Genomic DNA, 23926 nt, shown 5'->3' with positions numbered 1-23926 from the left:
TAGACATACAGTAAACTAGCCTTTTGCATAATGAACTGAATTTGGAGTGCTTCGATGGCTCGCGTAACTGTAGAAGATGCAGTAGATAAAATTGGTAACCGCTTTGACTTGATTTTAGTAGCAGCGCGTCGCGCTCGCCAAATTTCTGTAGGCGGTAAAGACCCTATGGTTGATGCTGAAAACGACAAGCCAACCGTAATCGCGCTACGTGAAATTGAGCAAGGTTTTGTCACCACTGACTCGCTTGATATTATCGACCGTGAAGAGCAGCAACACCAAGAAGCAGCAGAGCTTGCTGCAGTAGCTGCAATCGTTGGTGGCAATCGCTAATCCAACTACTGTCTAGATTCAATAATGCCAGCTTTTTTGCTGGCATTATTGTTTTATAGCAATCGAAATTAAGCAAATTGATATAAATCACCAGCAAATTACACAACGCGTAACGCCTTTAACTTCCTAACAAGTAGCATAAATTGTTCATTGGCATTGCTGGTGTTTCATCGTATATTCTTAAGTAACTAGCTTGTAACCCGTTTTATACTCATCGAGTATAGCTTCTCTGAAACATTGGAGTGTGAATGTATCTGTTTGAAGGCCTCAAAAAGAAAATCTCAGAATATTTGTCACCAGAAGACGTCGATTTGGTGCAAAAAGCCTATGTCGTGGCCCGTGAGGCACACGAGGGACAGACGCGCTCTAGCGGTGAGCCCTATATTACTCACCCAGTAGAAGTAACCCAGATCCTTGCGAGCATGAAGCTTGACCATGAAACACTCATGGCTGCGCTTATGCACGATGTTATTGAAGACACAGACTTTAGCCAAAACGACTTAGCGGAGATCTTTGGCGATACGGTCGCTGAGTTGGTGGAAGGGGTGTCAAAACTCGATAAACTGAGCTTCAAAGATAAAAAAGAGTTCCAAGCCGAAAACTATCGTAAGATGATCATGGCGATGACGCAGGATATTCGTGTCATTCTTATTAAACTTGCAGACAGAACGCACAATATGCGAACGCTAGGCGCTTTGCGTCCTGACAAGCGTCGTCGAATTGCCCGCGAAACACTAGAGATCTATGCGCCAATTGCAAACCGCCTTGGTATTCATGATATTAAAAATGAGTTAGAGGATCTCGGATTTCAGGCGTTATACCCGATGCGCTATCGTGCATTACGTTCAGAAGTCGCCAAAGCACGTGGTAATCGTAAAGAAGTGATCAGCAATATTCAGTCTGAAATTGAATCTAGACTGGAAGAAGCGGGTATTCAAGGCTCTGTAAAAGGCCGTGAAAAGCACTTATATAGCATTTACCGCAAGATGCTGAATAAAGAGTTGATGTTTAACGAGGTAATGGACATTTACGCTTTTAGGATTAATGTCGACAACCTGGATACTTGTTACCGTGTGCTAGGCGTTGCGCATAATTTATATAAGCCAATTGAAACTCGCTTTAAAGACTATATTGCCGTACCGAAAACCAATGGTTACCAGTCCCTTCATACGTCGTTGGTAGGTCCGCACGGTATTCCGGTAGAAATCCAGATTCGCACTCATGATATGGATCATATGGCGGATAAAGGGGTAGCAGCGCACTGGATGTATAAAAAGTCTGGAGATAATGCAGGCCATACCGCGCAGCAGCGTGCGCGTCAGTGGATGCAAAGCTTGCTTGAACTGCAGCAAAGCGCAGGCTCGTCTTTTGAATTTGTGGAAAACGTTAAAACCGAATTATTCCCAGAAGAAATTTACGTCTTTACGCCAGATGGCCGCATTGTCGAGTTACCGATGGGCGCAACGGCGGTAGATTTTGCCTATGCCGTGCATACCGATGTGGGTAATACCTGTGTAGGTGCTCGTGTAAACCGCAAGCCTTATCCATTGAGTAAAGCGCTGGATACCGGCCAAACTATCGAGGTTATTACCAGCTCAGGTGCACACCCTAACGCGACTTGGCTGAACTTTGTGGTAACGGGTAAGGCACGTCTTGGGATCCGCAATTACCTCAAGAGCCAACAAGAAGAAGAAGCGATCCAACTGGGCCGTCGTTTGCTCGATTCGGCACTGGGTGAGTATAAGCTAGATGATATTGCCCAAGAGCAAATCGACAATGTACTTGAAGAACATAACCTCAATACCTTGTTGGAGCTGTTGGTTGAGATTGGCTGTGGCAATATCATGAGTGTGTTGATAGCGAAACGTTTACTGCAAGATGATAATGCGGTAGAAGATATTGCTAAACGTGCTAAAGCCGCGATAATCGGAACAGAGGGCATGTTAGTAACCTATGCTAAATGCTGTCGTCCTGTGCCGGGTGACGCTATCACAGCATATATGAGCCAAGGTAAAGGCCTAATGGTTCACCGCCAAGAATGTAAAAATATCAAAGGTTGGCGCAACGAGCGTTCGAAGTATTTCGTCGTGAAGTGGGAAGACAACCCAGAGAAAGAATACATAGCAGCGCTGCGTGTGGAAATTATTAACCACCAAGGGGCGCTGGCTAAATTAACCAATGTTGTTGCGACAACTCAAGCTAACATTGTAGAAATCGCAACGGACGAAAAAGAAAGTAATTTATACGTGATTGATTTAGGTGTTACCGTGAAAAACCGAATTCATGTCGCTGATATTATGCGCCGAATTCGAGTAATGCCAGACGTGCAACGCGTGTATCGTAAAAAATAAAGGAACATTAATGAACAAAGCAATTATTTCAACAGATAAAGCGCCAGCGGCAATTGGCACTTACAACCAAGCGGTAAAAGTTGGTACTGCGGTTTACTTATCTGGCCAAATTCCATTGGTACCAGAGACGATGGAATTTATTTCTGAAGATTTTGCAGAGCAAACGCACCAAGTATTCAAAAACCTTATCGCAGTATGTGAAGAGGCTGGTGGCGAGTTACAAGATATGGTTAAGGTTAATATCTTCCTAACTGATTTGGGCAACTTCGCAACGGTAAATGAGATAATGGCTCAGTATTTTAGAAAGCCATACCCAGCTCGTGCTGCTATTGGTGTAAAAGAACTACCAAAAGGTGCACAAATTGAGATTGACGGTATTATGGAGCTGCCTTCAACGAACTAAGCGCTATGCTTCAGTAAGCTGTATACTCATTTGCCCCCGCACTTGTGCGGGGGCAAATTATTTGTGCAGCAAAAATAATTCTAATTAGCCTAAATTCTTGCTCAATTTGAAAGAATAAACCTGACGCTGACAGCGTTAAAATTTCTTATTTAGAGCAACTAAATAAGAAATTTTTGCCTCGCCTACATCGATGTGGGTACCTTGGCGATAGCAGTGTTATTGGCAAGATTTTCTCGCCTCAAAATAGAGCACTTAATTAAGACAATAGATATAAGCAAGACAAAATAGTACTACAACTCAAATGGCGCGACGCCTTTGGCTTCCATCATATAACCTGTTTGCGCGATGTCGCCTTTCCAAGTAGAAACCTTAATCGTACCACTGACAGTGATTGCATCATACAGGCTCTCAATCGGAACACCGCCTTTGATTTTGACATGAACAATTTGGTTCGGTGGTGGCGGCGGCACGTGAATACAAGCACCAAAGTAGGGAACCAACAGGAATTCGGTGATGACTTCGCTGTCACCTTCAAGTGGCACGACAAAGCCGGGTAAACTCACCAGTTGACCGTCTAGTTCTTTGACGACTGGGGCATCTAAGTCAGGCTGCACCCAATTTTGTTCGGCGCCATCATGGCTTGCCGCATCTTGATTGCTAATCTGGACATGCCCTTTTGGAATTAGATCTTCCCAAAATATCTCCTTAGGAGGTGCCGCGCTTGCGATACCACTGAATATCATCGCAGCGATGAATGCAATGAAGTAAAAAACGTGAGTTCGTGCGGTTAACTGCATCTTGATCCTCTTAGGTTTTAATTTGCATGCCGTCGGCAAGCGAGTAAAAATAAGCACGGGCGGCAGGAATTGCGCCTATCAAAGTACCTGCACCTATAATAACGCTTAGTAGCATGAGTTCATAGGTTGAGAGCGCCGAGATATTTAGGACTACGCCAAATTGACTTTGTAGGCCGGATTGGGCAGCAATGAGCAAGGCATAAAAAAGCGCAACACCGAAAATACATCCTAACACGGTGATAAAAATTGCTTCGCTGATGAGGAGCGTAAAGATATGCCAAGGCCGCGCACCAACGGAGCGCAGGATAGCAAGTTCTCGACGCCTTTGGTTCAACGTGGCGAGCAATGAGGTTAACATGCCGAGCAAGCTTATCAACACCACTGCAAGGGTAATGAGAAGCAAGATTTTTTCGACAATATCTAGCATTTCCCATAATTCTCTTAATGTCACCCCTGGCATAATTGCCAGCAAAGGCTCGCCTTTATACTGATTAATATTTCTGCGCACTTGGAGGGTATAGAGCGGTGAATCAAAGCCAAGTAAAAATGCAGTGATTTGCTTTGTCGAGCCAATTAAATCACCGGGTTTGGAGTCGAGGTTGTGAACTAGAGCATTATTGTTTTTACTGTCATGCTCATGCTCATGCTCATGCTCATGCTCATGCTCATGCTCATGCTCATGCTCATGCTCATGCTCATGGTGCGTTGCATCTTGTTTTCGTGCAACTATTCGAGATGGCTTGCTGTGGCCTGAGCTATGCATGCTCTCAATGGCACTTAACGGCACATGTAGCGTTTTATCTACAGGCGTTCCTGTAGCTGCCAAAATGCCAGAAATAACCAGCGGATTGTCATCATGATGATGGAAACTGGTATTGCCCATGCCATGAGAAATGACGATTTTTTGTCCCAGTTGATAACCCAGCTTTTTTGCGACCATAGCCCCAAGCACCACTTCTTGGCTATTGTGAAATGGTCGACCAGCGGCAAAGGTGAGGTGTTGTTTTTTAGCGTATTGATAATGACTGAAGTAACTTGTATCAGTGCCCAGCACAGCAAAGCCTTTGTGACTATCGCCTAAACTAATGGGAATGCTCCAAGCAACACCGCGCTGCGCCTTGATATACTCGTAACTTTGCCATTGTATGGCATTATTGGCGTGACCAATTCTAAATACGCTTGAAAGCAAAAGCTGAATATCACCAGTACGTGCACCGACAATTAAGTCAGTGCCAGAAATAGTGTTCGCAAAGCTAGATTTTGCGTCTTGGCGTACACGCTCAACCGACAGCAGTAACATGACACTAATTGCAATTGTCACTAGAGTTAGGGCAACGCTGGCTTTTCGGTTTAGCGTACTTTTCCACGCAAGTTTGATTAGCATAGCGGTGCTCCTTGTTGTAAATCAGGTAAGCTTATTTGCCTATCAAATAACGGCGCTAAGCTTTTGTCGTGACTGACAAAGAGAATAGATGCACTGTAAACTGCGGCTTGGCTAAAGAGTAATTTAATAAATCCATCACGGCTGTCGGCATCGAGGGCTGAGGTTGGCTCATCGGCAATAATGATTTCGGGCCTGCCAATAAATGCGCGAGCGGCGGCTACGCGCTGCTGTTGGCCAATACTTAACTCCGCGACACTGCGCTGCTGAGTGTGCTCGTCTATACCAAGATCAGAAAGCAGAAGTTTAGCTTCCTGCTCAAGCGACTTATTCTGCGAGGAGATGTTTTGCCTGCGCTTTTTGGAAAATTCGCAGCCAAGGGTAACGTTTTCAATAGGCGACAAATAGGGCAACAAATTAAAGTTCTGAAAAATAGTACCTATATGGTCGGCTCTAAACTTATCTCGTTGGCCACGGCTCAGTGCGCTCGCGTTTGTACCTGCAATTTCAATTACTCCCTGCTGGCAATCCAAGGTGCCGGCAATCAATCCAAGCAAAGTCGATTTACCGCTGCCGCTTGGACCATGTAAAAACACGTGTTCACCTCGGGCGATATGTAGCTTAGGTATGGTTAGCACCGCAGTGCTCGACTTAGGCCATGTAAACTGTAATTGAGATATCGTAAGCATAACGCCTCAACGCTGGTAAATAATATTGTGATGGTATAACAAGAATGACTAAAGCAAAACCAAGTTAAGCTCAACAACAAGCGTGTAAGTTAAATTGTGATTTTTGTTCAGCTCGACTATTATAGCGACCCTAACCCCCTCATTATTTTGTGCCCTTTAGCAAGGCGCATCCTGTCATTGGAGTAACAATGAGTAGCTACAAAGTTTTAGACGTTAATGACGATCTTCCAATTCGCACTAAAGGTGCGGTTCACAGTGGTAAAGTACGTTCAGTTTATTGGTTAACCGACGCCGACAGTGCACGTTTAATTGAAGAAAAAGGCTATCAAGTCCCGGTTGGTACAGAGCTGGCAATTATGGTCATTTCAGACCGTATTTCAGCATTTGATTGTATTTGGCAAGGTGAAAATGGTCTTAACGGTGTACCGGGTAAGGGCATTGCGCTTAACAGCGTTGCTTCACATTGGTTTTCACTTTTTGATAAAGCTGGCCTTGCAGGTAATCACATTGTTGATATTCCACATCCTTATGTTTGGATTGTGCGTAAAGCCAGTACGGTAAGAGTTGAAGCGATTGCGCGTCAATATATTACCGGCAGTATGTGGCGCGATTACGCAAAGGGCGTAAGGGAGTTTTGTGGCTTGCAATTACCAGAAGGTTTAGAGGCCAATCAAAAACTAGATAATGTCTTAATCACACCATCAACCAAAGGGATCATCAAAGGTTTAGCAGACGTACCAGAAGTGGATGACGTAAACATCTCTCGTAAAAACATCGAAGATAATCTTGCGGCGTTCAACTTTAAATCTGCGGCAGATGTGGATAAATACGAGCAGTTGCTAACCGAGGGCTTTGCCCTGATCAGTAAAGAGCTTGAGAAGCTTGATCAGATCTTTGTAGATACTAAATTTGAGTTTGGTTACGTTGAAGATAAAGACGGCCAAGAGCGCCTAATTTACATTGATGAAGTGGGTACGCCTGACTCGTCACGTATTTGGGATGGCCCAGCTTATCGCGATGGTAAGATCGTTGAAAACTCAAAAGAAGGTTTCCGCCAGCTATTGATAAATAACGTACCAGATAGCGATGTACTGCTGAATAAAGATCGTATGCCTGAGCGTGAAGCACTTGCTCGCGACTATCTATTGCCAGAAGCTGTAATGATGTCAGTGAGCGAAACTTACGTTGGGATCGCAAGTAAAATCGTTGGTCGTGAGCTAACGATCCCTGCAGATCCTCGCCAAGAAGTTATTGATATTCTTGATAAGCAGTACGGTTTAATAGATTAATTCCTTTTCAATTGCTCTGATAAACACGTTTATTAGGGCAATTTCCTCAATTCACTTGCTTTTCATTGCAAGGTCTCTTTTACTTAACCTAATTGTTGCAAAAAATAGAGCCAGATATGCGAACGTCTGTTCTGCTCCCACTAAGTTTTTGTTTTTTATTTCTTTTAGATTTAAACTTTGCAAATGCAGGGCAATTAACTGTGCTTGATGGCAAAGGCAAGCCCTTGCAGCACGCAGTTGTTGAGTTGATAAACGAGCCTGTCGAGGCTATAGCAAACGATGTGGCTGTTATGGATCAAATCAATAAACAATTTGTTCCTTTCATCCTCACCATCCAAAAAGGACAATTGGTTAATTTTCCCAATAGCGATGATATCCGTCATCACGTTTATTCGTTTTCTGCGGTAAAACCTTTTGAGCTAAAGCTATACGCTGGCACGCCAAATCAACCGCTTAAGTTTGAAAACGCTGGTGTAGTGGTATTAGGTTGTAACATTCACGACTCTATGGTGGGCTATATTTATATTGCAGATGACAAGCAAGTATTGGTATCTGATGCGAATGGATTGGTGACTTTGCCGAATTCTACAAAGCAAGTAACGGTGTGGCATCCTTATCAAGATAATGACATAGACAGTCGGCAAACCGTTCAAATAGTGAACACAATGGCGCCAATGTCCGTAACAATAAAAACAACTTATCCAGCGCCGCGTAATACCTTTGGCGAGCGCTTTGGACAACATGAATGAATAACAGCTTTAAAAATAAAATAATCAGTCTTTGTATCTTGCTTATCTTAGTAACAGCAGGGATGAGCTTGGCAAGTTTTTGGTGGTCCACAAGTAAATTCAATGAAGCGCAAGTACAAAGAAAAATTCAAGTGGCGCAAAATGTTTATCAGCAATATTTAAAATCGCGAGAGCAGTTATTAGTCACTGCAGCCACCGTACTCACCTCTGATTTTGGCTTTAAACAAGCGGTGGCGACGAGGGATGCACAGACTATCAGCAGTGTTTTGCTTAATCACTCTCGCCGTATTGATGCCGACTTAATGCTGCTGTTAGATGTGAAAGGTGACCTGATCTCCGCTAATAGGGAAGGGTTAGACTTTCCTAGCGACACCAGAACTTGGATGCAAGCTTTGCAAAGCCATACTGAGCACTCAGCTTTTGTGGTGCTTAGTGAGCAGTTGTATCAAGTGATTATTTTGCCTGTTCGGGCGCCCAGAACTATTGCATACTCAATTATTGGCTTTGAAGTAGGCACAGCTGTCGCTGCGGAGCTTAAAGACCTTACAGGAATGGAAACAAGCTTTGTTGGGGTTGCTGACAACCTGAAAGCAAGCTCGTTGCCTGCACTTGCGCTTGGTAGCGATTTATTTACTTTCCTAGCGGCGCAAAAAACAACGCGTTGGTTTAGTCAGTATGCGGTATACGAAAGTGCAGAGGTGAACTTACCTTCTCTTGATAGTAACCCGGTAAGTTTGGTACTTAGCGCGGATTTAACTACTCAATATCAAGAATTCGATAAAATGGTGTTGACCATTATTTTACTCTCTCTCGGTACTATTCTTATTGGTTTTATTACCAGTGGTATTGTTGCCAAAAACCTTACTGCACCGCTTAGTAAGCTTACTGAGTTGGCAAAATGCTTTGCAAGAGGAGATTACTCCGCCAAACTCGAAGAGGCTCGACCGACCCAAGAAATTTGCCAGCTTGTTGATGCTTTTAATGATATGGGTGAAGACATTCAAGAGCGTGAGGAGCAGATCCGCTTTCAAGCTAGTCATGACCATTTAACAGGGTTTTTTAATCGTAATGCGGCTTTGGATAAGTTGCATTACATGCTCAGTGGCGGCGCTGAATATTATTTTATTGCCATAGACATAAAGGGGTTACGCCATATCAACGACAAACTCGGCCCTCGGGTAGGAGATGATTGTATTAAAGCCGTAGCGAACCGGATAGCGGAGATTAATACTGCTGAAGGCGGATTGAATGTTAGGCTTGGCGGCGATGAGTTTTTAGTTGCACACCCCGCGAGTGCGTGCGCCGATCCGCAAAGTGCTGTGCTCGGTATTGTTGAATGTGCTGAAATGCTAAATCAAGGCTTGAGTAAACCTTATACTGTGCAGGGGTTAGATATTTCGCTCCACTTTAGTATCGGCGTGGTGCATTACCCCAAACAAGCGCATACTCCTGAGGATGTCGTTCGCCGGGCTTTGATCGCAGTTGATACTGCGGCGCACGATGGCCATGATGTTTACTACTATCAATCAGGTGAAGATGAAGCCCATCTAGAGCGCCTGCAAATTATTGATGAACTAAAACACGCTATCGCCAACGACGATGGTCAGCTTTTTATGACCTATCAACCAAAGCTAAATATGAAAACCAATCGTATTGACAAGGTTGAGTCTCTTATTCGTTGGCAACGTAAAAATGGTGAATGGGTGTCGCCCGAACTATTTATCGATCTTGCCGAGCAATCAGGTTTGATTGTTGAGTTAACTCAGTGGGTAGTAAAAACCGTGGTGTCTCAAGTTGCTAACTGGGTACGTCAAGGTGAACGTATCAAGGCGGCTATTAATGTATCGGCACAAGACATTGCAGATAAAAACTTCTTGTCTCATCTTAAGACGCTACTAGACACATATAACGTCAAACCTGAGTTGATCACCATAGAGCTTACTGAGCGAGACATGATTGAGAATGAGGAAAAAGGCATTGCGGTTCTCCAAGCGCTCAAACAGCTTGGCGTACAGGTCTCACTTGATGATTATGGCGTGGGTCAAACCTCCCTTGGTCGATTAAAAATGTTACCTATTGATGAGCTGAAACTCGACAAGGTATTTATTTTAAAGCTCGCCCAATCGGAAAAAGACCAATTTATTGTGCGCTCCACCATCACGCTTGGTCACCAACTTGGTTTTAGCGTGGTTGCGGAAGGCGTTGAAGACAAGGCATCGCTTGAGCTACTTGAGTCAATGCAGTGTGATTATGCACAAGGTTACTATCTAAGTAAGCCGCTGAAAGCCGCTGACTTTGACCTGTGGCTGGGGAGATATAATGAAGTGGGCTAATGTTTTTGCCCTGTGCTTATTACTATGCGGGCCAACTTACGCCGCAACAGGAAAGTTACTAGCGACTCCTGGGGTATCACAGGTTGAAGGTAGTGCCGGTGGTGGCATTGTGCCGTGGGCGCAGCTTGCTGGATATGCTTCGGAAGATGAATGGTCGGCCAGCGGGTTTTGCAGCCGAGCTAGTCTGAAAGACTACCAGCTCGATGTGTGTGGCGTTCAAGCCAACTTATTCGATCGCGTAGAGTTAAGTTTCGCTCGGCAAAACTTCGATGTGGATGCGCTTAATCTTGATATTGAGCAAGATATTGTCGGTGCCAAGGTACGGCTATATGGCGATATTGTCTACAGTAAATATCCACAATTGAGCTTTGGTATTCAGCATAAGTCCTTGGATGATGCTACGGTTGCCAATTTGCTCGGCGCTGAAGATGACTCAGGAACGGATTATTACTTAGCTGCAAGCAAACTGCATTTGGGCGCTGTAAGCGGTTATAACTGGTTCTGGAATATTACGCTGAGACATTCTCGGGCTAATCAACTTGGCATACTAGGTTATGGTGGAGCTAACGATAGTGCGCCTTGGCAACTAGAAGCCAGCAGTGCAGTGTTTTTATCTAGGCATTGGGCTGTCGGTGCAGAGTACCGCCAAAAATCCAACAACCTTGGGCTTGGTGAATCAGATTGGAAAGATGTATTTGTCGCTTGGATCCCGAATAAGTCAGTGAGTGTTACGGCGGCATGGCTAGACCTTGGAAAAATCGCAGGGCAACCTTCTCAAACGGGTTGGTATCTATCTGTTACGGGGTACTTTTAAATGAAATGGCTTCCACTAACGGCAATCTTGCTTTTCCTCGTGGCGTGTAGTGCTTCAACCCCACAAACCTCCCTGTATGAGCAAATAGGTGGAAGCGTTGGCGCAGAAAAGCTAGTAGATGCGTTTATTAAACAGATTGGCAATGATGACGTTATTTTACCGTATTTTAGAGAGTCCAATGTTAGGCACTTTCGTGAAGGGTTTATCACTCACCTATGCGATACCTTAGATGGCCCTTGTGATTATGAAGGTGATAGCATGGTGCAGATCCACACTGGCATGGCTATTAGTGAGTCTGACTTTAATCGGGTGGTTGATCTCTTGATCAACGCAATGAATGAGGTTGGGATTGCTCACTCTGTACAAAATCAAGTTTTGGCACGCTTAGCACCGATGCGAAGTGAAGTCATCAAATTGTAGTCTCGATAGCAAAAGCGTGTAGGAAAATCTGTTTCTATGTTGTTATTTTGTATTAAAGATCTCAACCTGATTGAGTAAAGAAAAAGCTGAATTTTATTGCTTAGTCCTGTAATCTAATAGCCAAATTATCTTAAATTTCGTCACGGTTTTAGAGACAAATAAATACCAAAATGAGTTACAACTCAAACCGTGCTGCTTAAAAAGAGAGCCAAGTTGAAAAAAGTTATCACATTTGGAACCTTTGATGTATTCCACGTTGGTCATGTTAATATTTTAGAACGAGCGAAAGCACTGGGTGATTATCTCATTGTGGGGATTTCATCAGATGAGCTTAACTTTGCGAAAAAAGGTAGAAATCCAATATACTCAATTGCAGATCGTCTAAAGATCATTAGCTCATTGCAATTTGTCGATGAGGTGTTTGTGGAGGAATCTCTGGAGCTAAAAGCACAGTATATCAAAGACTTTGATGCCAATGTTCTGGTGATGGGTGATGATTGGAAAGACAAGTTTGATATGTATAACGATATCTGTGATGTGGTTTACTTAGAGCGTACCCCATCAATTTCAACAACGGAAATAATAGAGGTCGTGCGCAGACCCGAAGGAAAATAATAGCATGAAGCACGTGGTCGATAGGGATTGGCTCTTTGCAAATCTTGGCAAAGTGAAAGTATTGGATGCTGGCATTGTGAAACCGGGTCAGTCTGGCCCTTACAACGCTCCTGCAATCATCCAAGGTGCGCTGCGTTTTGATATTAGTGGCGCGTTGGCTAATCCCCATGCTACCTCCCCCAACATGTGCTGCAGTCCAGCTCAATTTCAAGCAGAAATGCGACAGCTTGGTATCAACCAAAATGATGTGTTAATCGCTTACGATGATAAGGGTATGTTTAGCGCTGCCAGAGCTTGGTATATGCTCAAAATGATGGGTCATAAACAAGTCTATGTACTGGATGGCGGATTACCTGCTTGGTGTGAAAAACAATATCCTTTGAGTCAAGCATACGCACAAGCCCAACAAGCGGGAAACTTTGTCGCTGCATATGATGAAACAGCATTTGTTGATAAAGCCGCTGTGGTTAGTAATATTGACGCTGAACTGAGTTATCTATTTGATGCTAGAGGTGCAAAACGCTTTACTGGTGAAGAGCAAGAACCTCGTGCAGATATGCGCAGCGGCCATGTGCCTAAAAGTAAAAACCTACCATATACGAGTTTGTTAAATGCCGATGGCTGCTTTAAACCTCTCACCGAGCTTGAAGTGCTGTATAGCGACTTATCAAAAGATAAAACTAAGCCTCTGATATTCTCTTGTGGCTCAGGTGTTACAGCTTGTATTTTAGCGCTGGTGGCTGACGAGCTAGGTTATAAACAGTTGACGGTATATGACGGCTCGTGGAGTGAATGGGGCGCTGATCCCGATGTGCCCGTTGAGACGAGTTATACCACTATTTAATGTGAAAAAGGTGCCAATGGCACCTTTTTCCTGTGTGAAACGAGCTATTTCCTCGCTTCAAAATAGATCACTTATGATAAGCAAGGCACGCTTCAACTTCATGCTTTGAGCCTAAGATAACACCAACGCGTTGGTGTATTTCTTCAGGTTGAATATCCAAAATGCGTTCACGACCTGTGTGGGCAATACCGCCAGCTTGCTCGACAAGCATCGCCATTGGATTGGCTTCGTAAAGTAGGCGAAGTTTAAATGGCTTGTTTGGATCTTTACGATCTTCTGGGTAAGTGAATAGTCCACCACGGCATAATACGCGGTGAACATCGCCAACCATTGCCGCAATCCAGCGCATATTGAAGTTTTTACCACGCGGTCCCGTTTCACCTTCAAGTAGATCGGCAATGTAGTTTTGCATTGCAGGGGTCCAATGGCGTTGGTTTGAAGCGTTGATGGCAAACTCTTTGGTGTCTTCTGGAATGGCTGCAAAGTCTTGCGTGAGTAGGAAGCTACCGTGTGTTTTGTCCAGCGTAAACAAGCGAGTTCCCTTGCCGGTTGATAGCGCTAACATGGTTGATGGGCCATATAACACATAGCCCGCTGCAACTTGTTTATGACCCGGCTGCATAAAGATCGCAGGATCGCTAGGATCTGAACCTTCAGGCGCTTCCATAATAGAGAAAATAGTACCAACTAGTGAATTAATGTCGGTATTGGATGAACCATCTAACGGATCGAAAGCGACAATATAGTTCGCTTTTGGATTGCCGGCGACGGTGTAATCTTCTTCTTCAGAAGCGATAGCTTTGACATAGCCAGATTCAAGCAAAATATCTTTCAATAGTTGATTTGAAAGTACATCGAGCTTCTTTTGCGTTTCACCTTGAATGTTCTCATCTAAGGTTGAACCTAATACACCTGAAAGTGCACCTTGGCCAACACGGAACGATATTTCTTTACATGCCGCGAGAATGGTTCGGATTAGAGAAACCAACTCACGAGAACAACCATCTTCAATTAACACCGGAGGGAGTCTACGCATTTTTTAAATCCTGATCACCTTGTGTTTATGGCAATAAATAGTGTGAGAGGTGCCATAAACTGCGCTGTAATTCGTCTTGAAAGGCTGTAAATTGTATACGATTTCATATACAACTGGGGTTAAGCCTCAAAACCATAAATAACAAAGAGCAGCCATGAGAAAAATAACGTGCTTTACTCAAACTGTAACCACTTTGCTACTGTGTATGATAACCCAAGCACACGCAGCAATTAAGTCTATTGATGAATTTACTGCCAGTTTTAATCATCATCCCGGTTTTTATGCCTTCTATAGCGATGATTCGAGCGGCAAACTTTACTTAGATATCGACAAACTAGACGCTCCTTTCTTGTTACAGCATAGTTTACCTTATGGTGTGGGTTCGAATGATATCGGCTTAGACCGTGGCCAGTTAGGCGGTACGCACTTAGTTCAATTTGAGCGTTTTGGTAATAAGGTAATGCTGCGCGCTATAAACACTTATTATCGCGCAAGTGCGAATAATATGGCAGAAAAGCAAAGCGTTAAAGAGGCTTTTGCTTCAAGCATTCTACACGGGTTCAGTGTGGTTGCAGAAGATAAAGACAGTGTGCTAATTGACTACACGCCTTATCTACTCAGCGACGTGCATGGCGTGTCTCGCACGTTGGCAAATCGTAATCAAGGTAGTTTTAGCTTAGACTCAAGCCGCAGCGCTGTGTTTATGTCGCGTTCAAAGGCATTTGTTAAAAACACAGAACTGGAAGCCGTGTTGACATTCAAAGGCACAAAGCCTGGTGAATATGTACGCCAGGTGAGTGCGGAACCTTATACGCTAACAGTACATCAGCACCATTCTTTAATTGAGCTGCCTGACGATAACTACCAGCCACGTGCGTTTCATCCGCAATCGGGTTATTGGAGTATCGAGCATAAGGATTACTCTGCAGCGCTTGGACAGTCAATGTTTGTGCGTTACATTCCTCGCCACCGCTTAAAGAAAAAAGACCCAACTGCACAAGTCTCGGAGGCCGTAGAGCCAATTATTTACTATCTTGATCCTGGTGTACCTGAGCCTGTCAAAACTGCATTACTTGATGGTGCCAAATGGTGGGACCAAGCATTTGAGGCAGCAGGCTATAAAAATGCGTTTCAAGTCAAAGTACTCCCTGAAAATGCCGATCCTATGGATATTCGCTACAACGTGATCCAATGGGTGCATCGCGCGACTCGAGGGTGGTCATACGGCGCGTCGGTGATAGACCCGCGTACCGGTGAAATTTTAAAAGGTCACGTGACGCTAGGCTCGCTGCGTGTCCGTCAAGATATTCTTATTGCCGAAGCACTTTCTGCGCCATTTGTTGAGGGTAATGAAGTGACTGAGCGACTTCATGCTATGGCGCTAGACCGTATTCGTCAGTTGAGTGCACATGAAATTGGCCACACGTTGGGCATTGCACACAACTTCTCAGCGTCGGTAAAGGATCGCGCGTCAGTCATGGACTATCCACATCCACTAGTAGGATTTGAAAATGGCCAACTTGATATTACCAAGGGCTACGCAAAAGGCATGGGCGCGTGGGATACGCAAGTGATTAAATATGGTTATAGTGATTTCGGTGACGTTGATGAAGCCACTGAGCTTGCAGCTATTCTCGCTGAAAATAAGGCGCAAGGGCTTGAGTTTATCTCTGATTCAGACGCCAGAGCACAGGGCGGAGCGCATCCAACGGCGCACCTTTGGGATAATGGGGCAGATCCCGCAGCCGAATTACTGCGTGTGCTGGATGTCCGCAAGCAGGCGTTGAATAGCTTTGGTATTCACAGTATTCAAAAAGGAGTTGCTCTGTCGCAGCTAGAGGAGAAGCTGGTCCCACTGTATCTTTTCCACCGTTACCAAGTTGAAGCCGCAGTAAAACTGATTGGTGGCGTGGACTATGACTATGAAGTCCGTGGTGACGAGGTGATAAAAGGCGCGAAAGTCGTGGCTAAAGAGGTACAGCAAAATGCAGCCAATGCGCTTTTGAGTACGCTCTCACCTGCGGCGTTGACTATTCCTGACTCTATTTTGGCGTTAATACCTCCTAAGGCTTACGGTGAGTATAAAACTCGCGAAAGTATCAAGGGGAGAACAGGGCTAACTCTAGATGCGATGGCATTACCAGAAGTTGCCGCACTCCATAGCCTTGACTTGCTGCTTAATCCACAGCGATTAAATCGTCTCGCACAGCAGCATGCACGTGATACTCAATATTTTGGTACTCAAGCACTTTTAGAGGCTTTATATCAGCAGGTATTTGCTCAATCAGGCAGCAAAGGTATGGCTCAAAAGCTACAGCAACGAGTGCAATACCTAAGTGCAACCAAGCTTGTAAAACTGAGTAACAACGATAAAGTCGCACCTGAAGTGCAAGCGCAGTTAAAGTTTTATTTAGCAAAAGTTGCGAAAGACTTTAATCAGTCCTCGGTATTTAGCGATGTTGCTTTTGATCAAGCGTTTAAACATATGCTCGCACAGCAAATCAATCACTACTTAGATTCGGGAGAGTGGCCTGAAAGCTTTAAGGCGCTTGAAATGCCGCCAGGCTCACCAATCTAGCCTTTAAAGCAAAGCTGAAAAAAGGGCGCTCGAGTGAGCGCCCTTTTTAGTTATAATTAACTAAAGCAACTTTCTCTTATTAGCTGCTTAATTATATCCTGACTTGGCTGGATTTTTTCCATTGCTAAAAACTCGTTGGGTTGGTGTGCTTGATTAATTGAACCTGGTCCCATAACGATAGTTTCGCAGCCTAGCTGCTGTAGAAATGGAGCTTCGGTGCAATAGTTTACCGCAATTGCTTGTTGTCCTGACAGGCGCTCAGCCATTTTCACTAAAGCAGAATCCGTTGAGCCGGTAAAAGCCGGAATGGGCTCGTGCATATCTATAACCGAGACACTATTTGGATAATGTGTATTGATGGGGGCCACCGCTGCCGTAAGCATGGCTTGTAGTTCCTTGATACTCAGGCCAGGCAAAGGACGCATATCAATATGTAGTTCACAACAGCCACAAATACGGTTGGCATTGTCGCCGCCATGAATGTGTCCGAGGTTTAAAGTTGGGTAAGGAATAGCAAAATGTGGAGTTGAATATTTATTCTTTAATTCTTCTCTTAACTTTAATAAATTTGCAATCACCTGGTGCATGATTTCAATGGCATTTAAGCCGCGCTCTGGATCTGAGCTATGGCCTGAACGACCAACGATACGGATGGCGGTCGTCATATGCCCTTTGTGGGTAAATACCGGCACCATATCAGTGGGTTCACCAATAATACAGCGCGCCGGTTTCAAGCTTGGATGTTTCGCAATTTCCTGAGCACCAGCCATGGTGGTTTCTTCATCGGCGGTGGCTAAAATCATGATAGGAGCATTTTGCTGTAATTCATCAAGCTCTGAGATTGCATTCAATACGAAAGCAAAAAAACCTTTCATATCAATGCTTCCAAGACCATATAATTTATTATCTTGCGCGCTTAATTTAAAAGGATCGAATTGCCAGCGGCTATCGTCGAAGGGAACGGTATCCGTGTGGCCAGCCAGCATTAACCCACCATCGCCACTGCCTCGTCTTGCAATTAGATTATATTTTCCTTTTGCATGTTCAAGCTCTGTTACTTCGACGGTAAACCCTAACGTTTCGCACCACTGTGCGAGTAGCTGGATCACATTCTGATTACTCATGTTGAGACTTTCTTCTAATGCACTGATAGATGGCGCGGCGATCAGTTGCTGATACATTTCCATAAAAGCGGGCAATTTCATAAAAATTCCTAAAATACTTATTCAAAGTTCTTGCATAAAAATATAAAGATGTTTAGAGTGAATATCAATTCACTTTTTTAGCATAAATATATTTTGGAGCAGCAATGCGACGATTTGACTTCAACAATTAGCAGAACCAATCCTAATCAAACTTTTTTTAATCTTGAGAACACTATGTTGAAAGTATCTATAATCGGAGCGAGCGGCTACAGTGGCGCTGAGCTTGCTAAGCTGGTTGCCAAGCATCCTGCCTTCACACTTGCGCATTGCTTTGTATCTGAGCAAAGCTTAGACAAACACAAATTCATCAGCGATTTATATCCAGAATATTCGGGCTTGCTAGATATTGAGCTGCAACCCTTAAATGAGCAAGCTTTTTCGTTGATAGAGCAATCATCGGACTATGTGTGTTTATGCACGGATCACAAAGTTAGCGTAGAACTTGCACCGGTATTTTTACAGATGGGCAAACGGGTTTTTGACCTATCTGGAGGTTACCGTTTATCTAGCAATGAAGACTACGAAACTTACTACGGTTTTTCTCACCCACATCAAGACTGGTTAGCGCAAGCGCAATACGGGTTAGCTGAATGGTATGGCGATGCTATTAAAACGGCAAAGTTAGTGGCGGTCGCGGGCTGCTATCCGACTGCGGCACTCAATGCACTCAAGCCATTACAACAAGCTGATCTGATAACAGAGCAGCCAATTATCATTAATGCTGTTTCTGGTGTTACCGGCGCAGGTAGAAAAGCGAATGTCGCCACACACTTTTGTGAAGTATCTCTTGCACCATACGGTTTGTTTACGCACAGACATAGTCCAGAAATAGAAAAATATCTTGAACACCCGGTGTTGTTTACACCGCATTTAGGGAACTTTAAACGTGGTATCTTAGAAACAATCTACGTCACCCTGAAAGAAAATGTCACGCCAAATCAAGTCGATGCTGCTTATCAGGTGCTTGCCGATGAGCCGTTGATCAGATTAAAGGGGAGTCAACTCCCATCAATTAAAGCCGTTGAAAATCAGCCTTTTGTTGATATTGGCTGGCAGCAAAAGGGCAATCAACTGATCGTGGTTGTCGCGATTGATAACTTGCTTAAAGGGGCAGCAGGCCAAGCATTACAGTGTATGAACTTGGCGGCGGGACTTGAGCATTATCAAGGTTTAGGAGTAGTAGCATGAGTAAGCAAACTTGGGTGATTAAACTAGGTGGTGCGGTGTTGAATCAAGAGGGGGCAGCACAAGCATTGTTTTCAGCTATCAAGCAAATTCAACAGGATGCACCACACAAGCAGTTTGTGATTGTTCATGGTGGTGGGGCGCTAGTTGATAAGTGGTTGAGTGATGCCGGTTTTGCTACTGCAAAACATCAAGGACTGCGGATCAGTCCGCAAGAGCAAATGCCGTATATTGTTGGTGCACTTGCAGGCTGTGCCAACAAGCAACTGATGGCGGACGCCATTACCGCCATGCTCAAGCCCGTTGGACTGTGTTTGTATGATGCAGGGTTTAGCACAACTCAAAAGCTTAAAGCGCTTGGTCGCGTAGGTAGCTGTGAAGCAAGCGAAGGCGGTATGCTTGAAGCGGTGTTGGAGTTTGACAGATTGCCTGTTGTCAGTTCAGTTGGTATTGGCGCTGACGGCCATTTATACAACGTGAATGCGGATGAAGCAGCGGCTGCTATCGCCAGTAAACTTGGTGCAGAACTTATTTTTATGACTGATGTTGAGGCGGTACTTGATGGCGATAAACAGCCATTAAATCAACTTAACGCGGAACAGATCTCAACGTTAATCGCGCAAAAGGTCATTGTGGGCGGGATGGAGGTCAAAGTTAAGACCAGTCTTCACGCTGCCCAACACTTACGACGAGGGGTGTACATCTCTAGCTGGCAAAAGCCAGAAAATTTAATTGCGTTGCTCAATGGTGAGCACGTAGGTACACAAATTCTGCCGTAGGAAAACACCATGACTAAGCATTTTTTAACTGGTTTGGAATTAGACCAAACTAAAGTTTTGAACTTATTAAAGCTTGCAAAAAATATTAAAAATCAACCGCAAGAATATAACCAAGCCTTAGCTGGCAAGTCGATAGTCACGCTATTTGAAAAGCCGAGCTTAAGAACAAGGCTGTCGTTTGATATCGGTATCCATAAATTAGGCGGCCATGCTGTGTATTTAGATCAGCAAAATGGCGCAATGGGGGCGCGTGAATCTGTCAAAGATTTTGCGCTTAATATTTCTACTTGGGCCGATGGCCTTGTGGCTCGCGTAAATCACCATAGTACGCTTGAAACGCTCGCTGAGTTTTCGTCGGTGCCTGTTGTGAATAGTCTATGTGATTTATATCACCCTTGCCAAGCGTTGGCTGATTTTCTCACTTTATTTGAAACCTATGACGATGTCAGTCAGATCAAAATCGCTTATCTCGGTGAAGGCAACAACGTAACACATTCATTAATGTTGCTTGCGGCTACACTAGGCACTGATTTTGTGGCGGTTTGCCCTAAAGGCCACTCTCCAGATGCACAAATTGTTAAGCAAGCTGAGCAAATTGCTGCGGTAAATGGTGCCTCGGTTCTGGTCAGCGATCGGGTAGAGGCGGCGGCTGGCGCTAATGTGCTCTACGCTGATACTTGGGTTTCGATGGGGAATAAAACGCCAATTGAGCAGGTGAAAGACACCTTTATGCCATATCAAATCAACCAACAATTGGTTGAAGCGTGTGGCGCACAAACCATTTTGCACTGCCAGCCAGCACATCGTGAGTTTGAAATTACTTCCGAAGTGATGGATGGGCCAAAGTCAAAAATTATTCAACAAGCTGAAAACCGCATGCATGCCCAAAACGCATTGCTGGTATCGCTGTTAAACAAAGATTACGTTTGAGGTTAAAGAACATGAGCAAGATTAAAAAAGTGGTACTGGCTTACTCTGGTGGATTAGATACATCAGCGATTGTACCATGGTTAAAAGAGAACTATGGCTGCGAAGTTGTCGCCTTTGTTGCCGATGTAGGTCAAGGTGAAGAAGAACTGGTTGGGGTTGAAGAAAAGGCAATCGCATCAGGTGCCTCTGAGTGCCATATCGTCGACTTAAAAGAAGAAATGGTTAGCGACTACATTTATCCAACCCTTAAAACAGGCGCTATCTATGAAGGAACATATTTACTGGGCACTTCAATGGCGCGTCCTATTATCGCCAAAGCACAAGTTGAAATCGCTCGTAAAGTTGGCGCGGATGCACTTTCTCATGGTTGTACAGGCAAGGGAAATGATCAGGTGCGTTTTGAATCTTGCTTCTCAGCGCTTGCGCCTGATCTTAAAGTGATCGCACCATGGCGTGAATGGTCACTATCAAGTCGTGAATCGCTGCTTGACTATTTGGCCGAGCGTAATATCCCTTGTGCAGCCTCTGCCACCAAAATTTATAGCCGTGATGCCAATGCTTGGCATATTTCTCACGAAGGTGGAGAATTAGAAGATCCATGGAATGAGCCAAGCGATCAGGTTTGGACCATGACTAATTCTCCAGAAGCCGCACCGGATCAGCCTGAATATGTATCTGTATTAATCGAAAAGGGTGAAATCACAGGTGTTAACGGTGAGCGTTACAGTCCTTATCAGTGTCTAGTTAAGTTAAACGAGATTGCAGCGCAGCACGGTGTTGGTCGTGTCGATATCGTGGAAAACCGCCTAGTCGGCATGAAATCTCGTGGCTGTTATGAAACGCCAGGTGGCACTGTGATGATGGCTGCATTACAAGCGATTGATGAGCTGATCTTAGACAAATCTTGTCGTAAATGGAAAACCGCGCTTAGTGAAGAGTTTGCACAGTTAGTTTATGACGGTCGCTGGTTTACTCCGCTGAAGGATTCAATTCTAGCTGCCGCAGAGTCTTTCGCACAGCAGGCAACTGGCGAGGTGGTACTTAAGCTTTATAAGGGCCATGTGCATGCAGTGCAAAAGCAATCAATCAATAGCTTATACAGCGAAGATTTTGCCACATTTGGTGAAGATGACGTATATGACCAATCTCATGCGGAGGGATTCATTCGTCTATTCTCACTATCTAGCCGGATAGCGGCGTTAAACAAGCAAAAGCAATCTTAAGGTAGGAGAGCGAGATGGCATTATGGGGCGGCCGTTTTTCATCAGGTCCTGATGAGGCATTTAAGCAATTTAATGATTCTCTGCCATTTGATTATCAATTGGCAGAGCAAGATATTGTTGGCTCTATCGCTTGGGCGGGTGCGCTAAAGCAAGTAGATGTATTAACTGAAAGCGAACATCAGCAGATCATTTCAGCGCTGAAACAGCTTTTAGAAGAAGTGATTGCAGATCCGCGTAGTGTAGCAACCGCGGGACATGAGGATATTCATTCTTATGTTGAAGCTAAACTTATCGACAAAGTGGGTGATTTAGGTAAAAAGCTGCACACAGGTCGAAGTCGTAACGACCAAGTAGCCACAGACTTTAGACTGTGGAGCCGGAAAACGGCGCAACAACTGCTTGTGGCACTGGGTTCACTAAAGCAAGCTTTGGTTACACTTGCAGAGCAGGAGCTTGGTACTATTTTGCCAGGCTATACCCATTTACAGCGTGCTCAGCCAGTACTCTTTAGTCATTGGTGTATGGCTTACGTTGAGATGATTGAGCGTGATGAATCGCGTTTAAATGATGCGCTTGAAAGGTTAAATGTGTGTCCACTTGGCTCTGGTGCACTGGCGGGGACTGCTTATCCTATCGACCGTGAAGCGTTGGCTGTCAATCTTGGCTTTAGAGAAGCCTCTCGTAATAGTTTAGATGCGGTCTCTGATCGTGACTTTGTGGTTGAGCTACTCAGTTGTGCGTCTATTTCTATGATGCATTTATCTCGCTTTGCTGAAGATTTGATCTTTTACAATTCTGGTGAGTCTGGCTTTATTGATCTGGCTGATAGCGTGACGTCCGGCTCATCCTTGATGCCACAGAAAAAAAATCCTGATGCCTTAGAGCTTATCCGCGGCAAAACAGGCCGAGTTTTTGGCGCCTTTAGCGGCATGATGATGACGCTTAAAGCTTTGCCTTTGGCCTATAACAAAGACATGCAGGAAGACAAAGAAGGCCTATTTGATGCCATGCCAACTTGGCTTGCATGTATTCATATGGCTGAAGCATGTGTTAAAGGAATTAAGGTTAATAGTGATAAAACGTTAGCGGCTGCAAAAGGTGGTCACGCCAATGCGACAGAGCTTGCGGATTATCTCGTTGCTAAGGGAATTCCGTTTCGGGAAGGCCACCACATCGTCGGTGAATTAGTGCAGTTGGCTATTAGTAAGGGGCAAAACCTCGAGGATCTGAGTTTAGAAGAATTCCAGCAAGTCAGCGCTGTAATTGCAGAAGATGTTTACCCTGTACTCGAAATTGATGCTTGTATTGCCGCTCGTAAAGCATTAGGCGGCACCTCATTGCCACAAGTAACCAATGCCATTAAAACAGCAAAAAAAAAGCAAAAAATTCTAGTACGTGATGCCAATTTAGACGATGTTGAAGCCATTGCTGGACTGATCCAATATTGGGCCAAAGTAGGTGAGAACCTACCGCGAGCGAAGAGTGACATGATCCATAGTATCAATGAGTTTGCGGTGACTGAGGTCGATGGCAAAGTGACCGGGTGTGCATCTTTGTATATTTACGACACTGGGCTTGCTGAAATTCGCTCTTTGGGTGTAAATCCCGAGAGCGAAATAAAGGGACAAGGGCAACTTTTAGTCGAGCATTTGCTGGTGAAAGCCAAAAAATTGGCACTCAATCGTATTATTGTGCTAACTAGAGTGCCGGGCTTCTTTACGAAACAAGGTTTTAACAACTGTACCAAGGATAGCTTGCCTGAAAAAGTGATGAAAGACTGTGAGTTGTGCTTGCGCAAGGATAACTGTGATGAAATTGCGATGGATTTCATTATAAAACAAACGTCTAGCTTAAGTATTCCGTGTAAATTTGTGGCTTAACATCAAGCTTTCTTAAAACAAAAAGAGCGCTAACAAGCGCTCTTTTTGTATGTAATTCAACCGATTGAATTTTTTAAATAAATATTGGCATATCC

At 44.3% G+C, this 23926-nt stretch carries 21 protein-coding genes; 16 read left to right on the top strand and 5 right to left on the bottom strand.

Translation table 11 applies throughout. The annotated features are described in order from the left end of the window. Positions 1–54: 54 nt before the first annotated feature. From rpoZ to L1D50_RS06205, 3 genes are all read left to right on the top strand, one after another. Positions 55–330, top strand: coding sequence for a DNA-directed RNA polymerase subunit omega (gene rpoZ / locus L1D50_RS06215; RefSeq protein WP_010374289.1), 276 nt, complete (start codon positions 55–57; stop codon positions 328–330). A gap of 248 nt (positions 331–578) precedes the next feature. Continuing rightward, positions 579–2681 (top strand): bifunctional GTP diphosphokinase/guanosine-3',5'-bis pyrophosphate 3'-pyrophosphohydrolase, encoded by a 2103-nt coding sequence (gene spoT, locus L1D50_RS06210; protein WP_128727633.1) that lies wholly within the window; start codon positions 579–581, stop codon positions 2679–2681. A gap of 10 nt (positions 2682–2691) precedes the next feature. Further along, positions 2692–3084: a RidA family protein gene (locus L1D50_RS06205; RefSeq protein ID WP_128727634.1), complete on the top strand. Its 393-nt coding sequence runs from the start codon at positions 2692–2694 to the stop codon at positions 3082–3084. A gap of 290 nt (positions 3085–3374) precedes the next feature. Here L1D50_RS06205 and L1D50_RS06200 read toward each other — a convergent pair whose 3' ends face one another. Genes L1D50_RS06200 through L1D50_RS06190 form a run of 3 tightly spaced genes read right to left on the bottom strand, consistent with a single transcriptional unit; the run spans position 3375 to position 5951 of the window. Next, the gene (locus tag L1D50_RS06200; RefSeq protein WP_128727635.1) at positions 3375–3881 is read right to left on the bottom strand and encodes a DUF3299 domain-containing protein; all 507 of its coding nucleotides are present in this window, start codon (positions 3879–3881) and stop codon (positions 3375–3377) included. Positions 3882–3891: 10 nt separating this feature from the next. Then, complete coding sequence (locus L1D50_RS06195; protein WP_239965705.1) at positions 3892–5265, bottom strand: ABC transporter permease; 1374 nt, start codon at positions 5263–5265, stop codon at positions 3892–3894. Then, entirely contained in the window at positions 5259–5951 is a 693-nt protein-coding gene (locus L1D50_RS06190) for an ABC transporter ATP-binding protein (protein WP_128727637.1), read from the bottom strand. The genes L1D50_RS06195 and L1D50_RS06190 overlap by 7 nt, the downstream gene beginning before the upstream one ends. 188 nt (positions 5952–6139) lie before the next feature. Here L1D50_RS06190 and L1D50_RS06185 point away from each other — a divergent pair, with 188 nt between their 5' ends. The 7 genes from L1D50_RS06185 (at position 6140) to L1D50_RS06155 (ending at position 13015) form a co-directional block, all read left to right on the top strand. After that, positions 6140–7240 (top strand): phosphoribosylaminoimidazolesuccinocarboxamide synthase, encoded by a 1101-nt coding sequence (locus tag L1D50_RS06185; RefSeq protein ID WP_017218410.1) that lies wholly within the window; start codon positions 6140–6142, stop codon positions 7238–7240. Positions 7241–7356: 116 nt separating this feature from the next. Further along, positions 7357–7989 (top strand): methylamine utilization protein, encoded by a 633-nt coding sequence (locus L1D50_RS06180; RefSeq protein WP_239965704.1) that lies wholly within the window; start codon positions 7357–7359, stop codon positions 7987–7989. Next, positions 7986–10322 carry an EAL domain-containing protein gene (locus tag L1D50_RS06175; protein WP_128727639.1) on the top strand — a complete coding sequence of 779 codons (2337 nt, stop codon included), beginning with the start codon at positions 7986–7988 and terminating at the stop codon, positions 10320–10322. The genes L1D50_RS06180 and L1D50_RS06175 overlap by 4 nt, the downstream gene beginning before the upstream one ends. Continuing rightward, positions 10309–11136 carry a DUF3034 family protein gene (locus L1D50_RS06170; protein WP_128727640.1) on the top strand — a complete coding sequence of 276 codons (828 nt, stop codon included), beginning with the start codon at positions 10309–10311 and terminating at the stop codon, positions 11134–11136. The genes L1D50_RS06175 and L1D50_RS06170 overlap by 14 nt, the downstream gene beginning before the upstream one ends. After that, a complete protein-coding gene (locus L1D50_RS06165; RefSeq protein ID WP_128727641.1) occupies positions 11137–11556 on the top strand; it encodes a group 1 truncated hemoglobin in 420 nt (139 codons plus the stop codon). Positions 11557–11769: 213 nt separating this feature from the next. Continuing rightward, the gene (locus tag L1D50_RS06160) at positions 11770–12171 is read left to right on the top strand and encodes an adenylyltransferase/cytidyltransferase family protein (RefSeq protein ID WP_128727642.1); all 402 of its coding nucleotides are present in this window, start codon (positions 11770–11772) and stop codon (positions 12169–12171) included. A gap of 4 nt (positions 12172–12175) precedes the next feature. Continuing rightward, positions 12176–13015 (top strand): sulfurtransferase, encoded by an 840-nt coding sequence (locus L1D50_RS06155; RefSeq protein WP_239965703.1) that lies wholly within the window; start codon positions 12176–12178, stop codon positions 13013–13015. Positions 13016–13082: 67 nt separating this feature from the next. Here the strand turns inward: L1D50_RS06155 and L1D50_RS06150 are convergent, their stop codons facing one another. Continuing rightward, positions 13083–14051 (bottom strand): class 1 fructose-bisphosphatase, encoded by a 969-nt coding sequence (locus L1D50_RS06150; protein WP_095728022.1) that lies wholly within the window; start codon positions 14049–14051, stop codon positions 13083–13085. Positions 14052–14205: 154 nt separating this feature from the next. On the opposite strand from L1D50_RS06150, the gene L1D50_RS06145 reads away from it, so the two are divergent. Next, positions 14206–16629 (top strand): zinc-dependent metalloprotease, encoded by a 2424-nt coding sequence (locus L1D50_RS06145; RefSeq protein WP_128727644.1) that lies wholly within the window; start codon positions 14206–14208, stop codon positions 16627–16629. Between the two features lie 56 nt (positions 16630–16685). Here L1D50_RS06145 and argE read toward each other — a convergent pair whose 3' ends face one another. Then, positions 16686–17834: an acetylornithine deacetylase gene (gene argE / locus L1D50_RS06140; RefSeq protein WP_128727645.1), complete on the bottom strand. Its 1149-nt coding sequence runs from the start codon at positions 17832–17834 to the stop codon at positions 16686–16688. A 177-nt stretch (positions 17835–18011) separates the two neighbouring features. Between argE and argC the strand changes: the two genes are divergently transcribed. Genes argC through argH form a run of 5 tightly spaced genes read left to right on the top strand, consistent with a single transcriptional unit; the run spans position 18012 to position 23831 of the window. Then, positions 18012–19022, top strand: a complete 1011-nt coding sequence (argC, locus tag L1D50_RS06135; RefSeq protein ID WP_239965708.1) for an N-acetyl-gamma-glutamyl-phosphate reductase — start codon at positions 18012–18014, stop codon at positions 19020–19022. Beyond that, positions 19019–19798 (top strand): acetylglutamate kinase, encoded by a 780-nt coding sequence (gene argB / locus L1D50_RS06130; RefSeq protein WP_128727647.1) that lies wholly within the window; start codon positions 19019–19021, stop codon positions 19796–19798. Before argC ends, argB begins: the two co-directional genes overlap by 4 nt. Before the next feature lie 9 nt (positions 19799–19807). After that, positions 19808–20728, top strand: a complete 921-nt coding sequence (locus L1D50_RS06125) for an ornithine carbamoyltransferase (RefSeq protein ID WP_069020557.1) — start codon at positions 19808–19810, stop codon at positions 20726–20728. Positions 20729–20739: 11 nt separating this feature from the next. Then, positions 20740–21951, top strand: a complete 1212-nt coding sequence (locus L1D50_RS06120; RefSeq protein WP_128727649.1) for an argininosuccinate synthase — start codon at positions 20740–20742, stop codon at positions 21949–21951. Positions 21952–21965: 14 nt separating this feature from the next. Further along, a complete protein-coding gene (gene argH, locus L1D50_RS06115) occupies positions 21966–23831 on the top strand; it encodes an argininosuccinate lyase (RefSeq protein WP_128727650.1) in 1866 nt (621 codons plus the stop codon). Positions 23832–23926: the final 95 nt, after the last annotated feature.

It is taken from the genome of Pseudoalteromonas sp. Isolate6 (assembly GCF_022398435.1).
Taxonomy (GTDB): domain Bacteria; phylum Pseudomonadota; class Gammaproteobacteria; order Enterobacterales; family Alteromonadaceae; genus Pseudoalteromonas; species Pseudoalteromonas galatheae.
The sequence above is the reverse complement of the archived record's forward strand: the minus strand, read 5'-3'. Positions and strand labels throughout refer to the sequence as shown.

Excerpts from the sequence above, each read along its gene's own strand:
- rpoZ (WP_010374289.1), top strand. The coding sequence starts at position 55 with ATGGCTCGCGTAACTGTAGAAGATGCAGTAGATAAAATTGGTAACCGC.
- spoT (WP_128727633.1), top strand. The coding sequence starts at position 579 with ATGTATCTGTTTGAAGGCCTCAAAAAGAAAATCTCAGAATATTTGTCA.
- L1D50_RS06205 (WP_128727634.1), top strand. The coding sequence starts at position 2,692 with ATGAACAAAGCAATTATTTCAACAGATAAAGCGCCAGCGGCAATTGGC.
- L1D50_RS06200 (WP_128727635.1), bottom strand. The coding sequence starts at position 3,881 with ATGCAGTTAACCGCACGAACTCACGTTTTTTACTTCATTGCATTCATC.
- L1D50_RS06195 (WP_239965705.1), bottom strand. The coding sequence starts at position 5,265 with ATGCTAATCAAACTTGCGTGGAAAAGTACGCTAAACCGAAAAGCCAGC.
- L1D50_RS06190 (WP_128727637.1), bottom strand. The coding sequence starts at position 5,951 with ATGCTTACGATATCTCAATTACAGTTTACATGGCCTAAGTCGAGCACT.
- L1D50_RS06185 (WP_017218410.1), top strand. The coding sequence starts at position 6,140 with ATGAGTAGCTACAAAGTTTTAGACGTTAATGACGATCTTCCAATTCGC.
- L1D50_RS06180 (WP_239965704.1), top strand. The coding sequence starts at position 7,357 with ATGCGAACGTCTGTTCTGCTCCCACTAAGTTTTTGTTTTTTATTTCTT.
- L1D50_RS06175 (WP_128727639.1), top strand. The coding sequence starts at position 7,986 with ATGAATAACAGCTTTAAAAATAAAATAATCAGTCTTTGTATCTTGCTT.
- L1D50_RS06170 (WP_128727640.1), top strand. The coding sequence starts at position 10,309 with ATGAAGTGGGCTAATGTTTTTGCCCTGTGCTTATTACTATGCGGGCCA.
- L1D50_RS06165 (WP_128727641.1), top strand. The coding sequence starts at position 11,137 with ATGAAATGGCTTCCACTAACGGCAATCTTGCTTTTCCTCGTGGCGTGT.
- L1D50_RS06155 (WP_239965703.1), top strand. The coding sequence starts at position 12,176 with ATGAAGCACGTGGTCGATAGGGATTGGCTCTTTGCAAATCTTGGCAAA.
- L1D50_RS06150 (WP_095728022.1), bottom strand. The coding sequence starts at position 14,051 with ATGCGTAGACTCCCTCCGGTGTTAATTGAAGATGGTTGTTCTCGTGAG.
- L1D50_RS06145 (WP_128727644.1), top strand. The coding sequence starts at position 14,206 with ATGAGAAAAATAACGTGCTTTACTCAAACTGTAACCACTTTGCTACTG.
- argE (WP_128727645.1), bottom strand. The coding sequence starts at position 17,834 with ATGAAATTGCCCGCTTTTATGGAAATGTATCAGCAACTGATCGCCGCG.
- argB (WP_128727647.1), top strand. The coding sequence starts at position 19,019 with ATGAGTAAGCAAACTTGGGTGATTAAACTAGGTGGTGCGGTGTTGAAT.
- L1D50_RS06125 (WP_069020557.1), top strand. The coding sequence starts at position 19,808 with ATGACTAAGCATTTTTTAACTGGTTTGGAATTAGACCAAACTAAAGTT.
- L1D50_RS06120 (WP_128727649.1), top strand. The coding sequence starts at position 20,740 with ATGAGCAAGATTAAAAAAGTGGTACTGGCTTACTCTGGTGGATTAGAT.
- argH (WP_128727650.1), top strand. The coding sequence starts at position 21,966 with ATGGCATTATGGGGCGGCCGTTTTTCATCAGGTCCTGATGAGGCATTT.